The following is a 7,242-nucleotide window of genomic DNA, read 5'->3' as shown; positions in this document are numbered from 1 at the left end:
CGGGCCCGCCGCGCGGGCGCTCACCGCCGTGGGCGCGGGGGCGCCCGCCGCGGCCGCCGATCTGACGGCGCTGATCGCGGACCGGCGGGCGTGGGTGCGCACCCATCCGGCCGACGACGCGTCCTGGGCCGTGCTCGGCTCCGCCTACCTGGGGCGCGGGCTGCGGGGCGCGGACTCCTCGTACTACCCGCGTGCCGAGTGGGCGCTGCGCCGCTCGCTCGCGGTGCGCACGGCCGCGAAGGGCAATCTGGACGCGCAGACGGGCCTCGCCGCGCTCGCCAACGCGCGGCACGACTACGCGGGCGCGCGCACGCTCGCCGAGGCGGTGCAGCGGCAGAATCCGAAGCGCTGGGCGGTGTATCCGGTGCTGATCGAGGCGTACACGGGCGTCGGCGATCTGAAGGCCGCGAGCAAGTCGGTGGAGCAGCTGCTCGATCTGCGCGGCGGTTCGCTGGCGCTCGCCGAGGCGGGCGCGGTGTACCGGGAGCGGGGCTGGCGGGAGGACGCGGCCGCGTCGCTGTCCGAGGCCGCCGCGTACGCCTCGTCGCCGGTCCAGAAGGCGGACTGCCTGCGGCAGTTGGGCGACCTGGCGTGGGACCGGGGCGAGCCCGCGGAGGCGCTGGCGCAGTACGAGGCGGCGCTGCGCACGGACCCGGGTGCGGGCTCCGCACTGGCCGGCAAGGCCCGCGCGGAGCTGGCGCTCGGCCGGGCCACGGCGGCGCGGCACGACTACGCGACGGCGGTGGCTCGGCTGCCGAAGCCCGAATACATCCTGGAACTGGGTGAGTTGTACGAGTCGCAGGGGCTCGGCGCCGATGCCCGCGCCCAGTACGAGCGGCTGCGCGTCCGGGCCGCCGCCGACGACGGGCACGGGGTGAGCGACACGCTCGTCCTCGCCCGCTTCGAGACCGACCACGGGTCGCCGGAGGCGGCGGTGGAACGGCTGCGGGCCGAGTGGAAGCGCGCGCCGAGCGCGGCGGTCGCGGACGCGCTGGGGTGGGCGCTGTACCGGGCCGGGGACGTGGAGGAAGCGCTCGGCTTCGCCAAGAAGGCGGCGGAGAAGGGGGCGCGGACGGCGGCCTCGTCGTACCACCGGGGCCTGATGGAACGCGACCTCGGCCAGTCCGGGCCGGCCCGCCGTGACCTGGACGAGTCCCTGCGCACCAACCCGTACTTCTCGGCGCTGGCGGCTCCGAAGGCGCGCGAGGCTCTGGAGGCGATGGGGGATCTGCCGGAGGGTGGGCCGAAGGACATGTACGGGTCGGTACCGGACGCGCCGTCGGGGTCGTCCAGCACCTCGTCGGGGTCGAGCTCCGGCTCCGCGACGGGCCCGGGCAAGCCGTCCCGGCGCAAGCCCTGAATTCCCCCACCCCGCCCCTTCCCGAAACTCTCCGAGGGATCTGGTCGTCTGCGGACCGTGCTGGGTTGCTCGCGCAGTTCCCCGCGCCCCTAGGAGCGCCCTTCGGGCGCATTAAGGGGCGCGGGGAACTGCGCGACAAGCCACGCACGATCCGCAGACAAACGACACCCGCCGGAGGCTTTCGGGAAGGGGCGGGGTGGGGAATCGCCCGCCGCAGGCGCAACCGGCCCGCAGGCGCCCCGGGCCCCTCACGACGCGCTGCGGCCCCCACGGGTCAGGTCCGTGGGGGCCGCAGGGTCTTGACGGTACTTCAACTGCCGTAAGCACACGGCAAGTTACGGCTCACAGGTTGCCGCGCTTCTCCTGCTCCCGCTCGATCGCCTCGAAGAGCGCCTTGAAGTTGCCCTTGCCGAAGCCCATCGAACCATGGCGTTCGATCATCTCGAAGAAGACCGTCGGGCGGTCCTGGACCGGCTTGGTGAAGATCTGGAGGAGGTAGCCGTCCTCGTCGCGGTCGACGAGGATCTTCAGCTCGCGCAGGGTCTCGACGGGCACGCGCGTCTCGCCCGCCCACTCCCCCAGCGTGTCGTAGTACGAGTCCGGGGTGTCCAGGAACGCGACACCCGCCGCGCGCATCGCGCGCACGGTCGCCACGATGTCGTTCGTGGCAAGCGCGATGTGCTGGACACCGGCGCCGCCGTAGAACTCCAGGTACTCGTCGATCTGGGACTTCTTCTTGGCGATGGCGGGCTCGTTGATCGGGAACTTCACCTTCAGGGTCCCGTCAGCCACCACCTTCGACATCAGCGCCGAGTACTCCGTCGCGATGTCGTCGCCCACGAACTCCTTCATGTTCGTGAAGCCCATGACCTTGTTGTAGAACGCCACCCACTCGTTCATCCTGCCGAGCTCGACGTTGCCCACGCAGTGGTCGATGGCCTGGAAGGTGCGCTTGGCCGGGGGCTCGACGATCGGGGCGGCCGCGACGAAGCCGGGCAGGTACGGGCCGGTGTAGCCGGACCGGTCGACCAGGGTGTGCCGGGTCTTGCCGTACGTGGCGATCGCGGCCAGCACGACCGTGCCGTGCTCGTCCTTCAGCTCGTACGGCTCGGTGACGCCGGTCGCGCCGTGCTCGGTGGCGTACTTGTACGCCGCGCGCGCGTCCGGGACCTCGATGGCCAGGTCGACGACGCCGTCACCGTGCTCGGCGACGTGGTCGGCCAGGAAGCGGCCGTGGTCGGTGGCCGCCTTGATGACGGAGGTGAACACGAACCGGGCGGCGCCGTTGGTCAGGACGTACGACGCGGTCTCGCGGGTGCCGTTCTCCGGTCCGGAGTAGGCGACCAGCTTCATGCCGAAGGCGGTCGAGTAGTAGTGCGCGGCCTGCTTGGCGTTGCCCACCGCGAAGACGACCGCGTCCATTCCCTTCACCGGGAAGGGGTCGGCCTGCCGGGCGGTGTCGGGGGTGTGATCGATGGTCTCAGTCATAGCGGCAGGCTCCCCCCGTACCGCAAGGTGCGCAATAGTTTGTGTATCCGCTGGTCATACTGCCCAGCGACTGGCCAGTATGAGCGGGCGTTCTGTACATCATGACCATCCGGAGGGCGTCATGGCGATCGATCATCTGGACGGGCGGCTCATCGTGCTGTTGGCGCGGGAGCCGCGTATCGGGGTCCTTGAGGCGTCCCGGCGCCTCGGGGTGGCGCGCGGCACCGTGCAGGCGCGGCTGGACCGGCTTCAGTCGAATGGAGTCATCCGGGGATTCGGCCCGGACGTGGACCCGGCGGCGCTCGGCTACCCCGTCACCGCGTTCGCGACCCTGGAGATCAAACAGGGCCAGGGCGCCGACGTACGGGCGCACTTGGCCACCGTGCCGGAGGTCCTGGAACTGCACACCACCACCGGCCACGGCGACATGCTCTGCCGCCTGGTGGCCCGCTCCAACGCCGATCTCCAGCGGGTGATCGACCGGGTCGTCGGTTTTGATGGCATCGTCCGGGCCTCCACGGCGATCGTCATGGAGAACCCCGTTCCGCTGCGGTTCATCCCGCTGGTGGAGCAGGCAGCGGAGGACTCCGTCAGGGGCTGAGGTATCAGATGCCGAGGTGAGGTGAGCACACGTGAGCTTCTGGGACTACCTGTCCAGCCGCCACCAGCAGCTGCTCACCGACGCCTTCCAGCACGCCAGCGCCGTCTTCCAGTGCATGGTGATCGCGACCGTGCTCGGGGTCCTGATCGGCGTGCTCACGTATCGCAGCGGCTGGGCGGGCACCCTCGCCGTCACCTCCACCTCGACCGTCCTCACCATCCCCTCGCTCGCCCTGATCGGTCTGCTGATCCCGCTGGTGGGGCTGGGTGTGGCGCCCACGGTCATCTCGCTGACGCTGTACGGGCTGCTGCCGATCGTCCGCAACGCGATCGTCGGGCTGCGCGGGGTCGACCCCGCGCTGGTCGACGCGGCGAAGGGCATCGGCATGTCCCGGCCCGCCCGGCTCGTACGGGTCGAGCTCCCGCTGGCCTGGCCGCCGATCCTCACCGGGATCAGGGTGTCGACCCAGATGCTCATGGGCATCGCCGCGGTCGCCGCGTACGCCTCGGGCCCCGGGCTCGGCAACGAGATCTTCCGCGGCATCGCCTCGCTGGGCAGTGCCAACGCGATCAACCAGGTGCTCGCGGGCACGCTCGGGATCGTGGTGCTCGCGCTGCTCTTCGACGCCGTGTACGTCCTGATCGGCCGACTGACCATCCCGAGGGGGATCCGTGCCTGAGCCGTCCGACACCGCAGCCGAGACCGCAGCCGCCACCCCCGCCGCCACCTCCGGCGCCTCCATCGAGCTGGAGAACCTGACCAAGCGCTACCCGGGCAACCCGAACCCGTCCGTGGACAACGTCAGCATGGAGATCAAGGCGGGCGAGACCGTGATCTTCGTGGGCCCGTCCGGGTGCGGGAAGTCCACGACGCTCAAGATGATCAATCGGCTGATCGAACCGTCGTCCGGTCGCATCCGGATCAACGACGAGGACGTCACCGACATCGACCCGGTGAAGCTGCGCCGCAAGGTCGGCTACGCCATCCAGTCCTCCGGGCTCTTCCCGCACATGACGGTCGCCGAGAACATCGCGCTCGTACCGAAGATGGTCGGCTGGTCGAAGTCGAAGGTGAAGGACCGGGTGGAGGAGATGCTCGACCTGGTGGGGCTCGACCCGCGCGAGTTCCACGGCCGCTATCCGCGCCAGCTCTCCGGCGGCCAGCAGCAACGGGTGGGCGTGGCGAGGGCGTTGGCCGCCGATCCGCCGGTACTCCTGATGGACGAGCCGTTCGGCGCGGTGGACCCGATCACCCGGGACCACCTCCAGGACGAACTCATCCGGCTCCAGCACGAGCTGCACAAGACCATCGTCTTCGTCACGCACGACTTCGACGAGGCGATCAAGCTGGGTGATCGGATCGCCGTACTGCGTGAGCGTTCGCACATCGCCCAGTTCGACACCCCGGAGGCGATCCTCACCAACCCGGCCGACGACTTCGTGTCGGGCTTCGTCGGGGCGGGCGCGGCGCTCAAGCGCCTGAACCTCACGCGCGTACGGGATGTGGAGATGGCCGACGTGCCGACCGTCACCGTCGACGACCCGCTCCAGTCGATCTTCAACAAGCTGCGCAGCGGCCCGCACAACGAGCTCTTGATGCTGGACCGGCGCGGGCGCCCGTACAAATGGCTGCGGCGCGGCGACCTGATGCGCGCCAAGGGCTCGCTCGCGCGGGCCGGGCAGCTGGTGCACGACACGGTGACCCGGGACGCGACCCTGCACGACGCCCTGGAGGCGGTGCTCATCGACTCCGGCGGGCGGGTGGCGGTGACCGGGCGGCGCGGCGAGTACATCGGCGTCGTCGACATGGAGACCCTGATGAACTCCGTGCACGAACTCCTGGAGGCCGACCGGCTCGCCGCCATCGAGCACCAGCACGACCTGGAGGAGACCCGCCACCATCTGACCGAGCAGGAGCTGGAGGGGGCGGACGGCGGTGCGGACGGATGAGCACCGCACCCGAACGCCCGCCCGGCGAGCACGACGTACGGGGCCACGCCTTCCGTGACGAGGAGGAGGAACCGGCCCCGCCGCCCGCTCCCCCGCCCCGCCGGATCACCTGGCAGAAGCTGATGTTCCTGCCGGCGGTCCTGGCCGTGGTCCTGCTGATCACGTTCCTGTGGATCACCAACGTCCACCTGGACTCGATCGCCAAGAACTCCCTCGACAACGGCAACGTCCAACTCCGGCTCTGGCAGCACGTGAAGCTGACCGCGATCTCCACCTTCTGGGTGCTGCTCGTCGCGATCCCGCTCGGCATCGCGCTGACCCGACGCCGCCTGAGCCGGGCCGCCCCGCTGGTCACGGCGGTCGCCAACATCGGCCAGGCGACCCCGGCGATCGGACTCCTGGCCCTGCTGGTGATCTGGCTCGGGATCGGCCCGTCGACGGCGATCGTCGGCATGGTGATCTACGCGGTGCTGCCGGTGCTCTCCAACACGGTGGCGGGCCTGCGCGCGATCGACCCGCAGCTGGTGGAGGCCTCGCGCGGCATCGGGATGTCCGCCCTCGGCACCCTGGCCAGGGTCGAACTCCCGCTCGCCGTCCCGCTGATCCTCGCGGGCGTCCGCACGGCGCTCGTCCTCAACGTCGGCACGGCCACGCTCGCCACCTTCGGCGGCGGTGGGGGTCTCGGCGACCTGATCACCTCGGGCATCCAGACCCAGCGCATGCCGGTCCTGGTCCTCGGCTCGGTCCTCACCGTCGCCCTCGCCCTCCTGGTGGACTGGCTGGCGTCCCTGGCCGAGGTGGCGCTGACACCGCGCGGACTGGGGGTGGGGTGATGGGTCACGTACGTACGAGATGGGCGGCCGGTATCCTCGCCCTGCTCGCCGTCTCCCTCTCCGGGTGCGGGTTGAAGAGCGGGTCGCCGATGGTCGACAACGTGAAGCCCGGCTCGATCGGCCAGGGCCACCCCCTCAAGGGCGCCTCCCTGACGGTCACTTCGAAGAACTTCAGCGAGAACATCATCCTCGGCCAGATGGCCGGTCTGGTCTTCAAGGCGGCCGGGGCGGACGTCGTCGACCGTACGAACCTGCCCGGCTCGATCAGCGCGCGCGAGGCGATCACCAAGGGCGACGCGGACGCGATGTACGAGTACACGGGCACCGCGTGGATCACGTATCTCGGCAACAGCAAGCCGATCACCGACCCGCACGCGCAGTGGCAGGCGGTGCGGGACGCGGACGTGCGCAACGGCGTCACGTGGTTGCCCCAGTCCTCGCTCAACAACACGTACGCCCTTGCCATCAGCAAGCGGAACAATGCGAAGTACCAGCTCAAGACGCTCTCGGACGTGGCCGCGCTGGCGAAGAAGGATCCGTCGGCGGTGACGGTGTGCGTGGAGAACGAGTTCGCGTCGCGGGACGACGGGCTGCCGGGCATGCAGAAGGCGTACGGGATGTCGATCCCTGCCGGGAACATCCAGAAGATGGACGCCGGGATCATCTACACCCAGGTGTCGAAGTCCAGCTCCTGTCTGTTCGGCGAGGTCTTCACGACGGACGGCCGCATCAAGGCGATGGACCTGGACGTGCTCACGGACGACCGCCACTTCTTCCCCAACTACAACGCGGCCCCGGAACTGCACGCCGCCACCTTCGCCAAGTACCCGGTGATCGCCGACCTGTTGAACCCCGTGGCCGCCAAACTGACGACGGCGGTGGCGCAGGACCTCAACGCCAAGGTCGACGTGGACGGCCGGGATCCGCACGACGTGGCGAAGGAGTGGCTGGTGGAGCAGGGGTTCATCCGGAAGGGGTGAAGGTCCCGCTAGCGGGTCCCGCAAAGAATTG

7 protein-coding genes are annotated in these 7,242 nt (G+C 70.1%); 6 read left to right on the top strand and 1 reads right to left on the bottom strand.

What is annotated here, in order from left to right; genetic code table 11:
- A partial coding sequence (locus tag BG418_RS12745) for a lipopolysaccharide assembly protein LapB (RefSeq protein WP_188273921.1) occupies window positions 1–1,360 on the top strand: 1,360 nt, incomplete at its 5' end.
- Between the two features lie 342 nt (window positions 1,361–1,702).
- Here BG418_RS12745 and hppD read toward each other — a convergent pair.
- Window positions 1,703–2,848 (bottom strand): 4-hydroxyphenylpyruvate dioxygenase, encoded by a 1,146-nt coding sequence (gene hppD / locus BG418_RS12740; RefSeq protein ID WP_188273920.1) that lies wholly within the window; start codon window positions 2,846–2,848, stop codon window positions 1,703–1,705.
- Window positions 2,849–2,969: 121 nt separating this feature from the next.
- Between hppD and BG418_RS12735 the strand changes: the two genes are divergently transcribed.
- The 5 genes from BG418_RS12735 to BG418_RS12715 are packed head-to-tail and all read left to right on the top strand — an operon-like array spanning window position 2,970 to window position 7,211.
- Window positions 2,970–3,449 (top strand): Lrp/AsnC family transcriptional regulator, encoded by a 480-nt coding sequence (locus tag BG418_RS12735; RefSeq protein WP_188273919.1) that lies wholly within the window; start codon window positions 2,970–2,972, stop codon window positions 3,447–3,449.
- A 31-nt stretch (window positions 3,450–3,480) separates the two neighbouring features.
- Window positions 3,481–4,128, top strand: a complete 648-nt coding sequence (locus tag BG418_RS12730) for an ABC transporter permease (RefSeq protein WP_188273918.1) — start codon at window positions 3,481–3,483, stop codon at window positions 4,126–4,128.
- Window positions 4,121–5,398 carry a betaine/proline/choline family ABC transporter ATP-binding protein gene (locus BG418_RS12725; RefSeq protein WP_188273917.1) on the top strand — a complete coding sequence of 426 codons (1,278 nt, stop codon included), beginning with the start codon at window positions 4,121–4,123 and terminating at the stop codon, window positions 5,396–5,398. Before BG418_RS12730 ends, BG418_RS12725 begins: the two co-directional genes overlap by 8 nt.
- On the top strand, window positions 5,395–6,231 hold the full coding sequence (locus BG418_RS12720) for an ABC transporter permease (RefSeq protein ID WP_188273916.1): 837 nt from the start codon (window positions 5,395–5,397) through the stop codon (window positions 6,229–6,231). Before BG418_RS12725 ends, BG418_RS12720 begins: the two co-directional genes overlap by 4 nt.
- Complete coding sequence (locus BG418_RS12715; protein WP_188273915.1) at window positions 6,231–7,211, top strand: glycine betaine ABC transporter substrate-binding protein; 981 nt, start codon at window positions 6,231–6,233, stop codon at window positions 7,209–7,211. Before BG418_RS12720 ends, BG418_RS12715 begins: the two co-directional genes overlap by 1 nt.
- Window positions 7,212–7,242 lie beyond the last annotated feature (31 nt).

Source organism: Streptomyces sp. CBMA152 (assembly GCF_014596475.1).
Lineage (GTDB): Bacteria > Actinomycetota > Actinomycetes > Streptomycetales > Streptomycetaceae > Streptomyces.
This window is presented reverse-complemented; position numbering and strand designations above follow the sequence as displayed.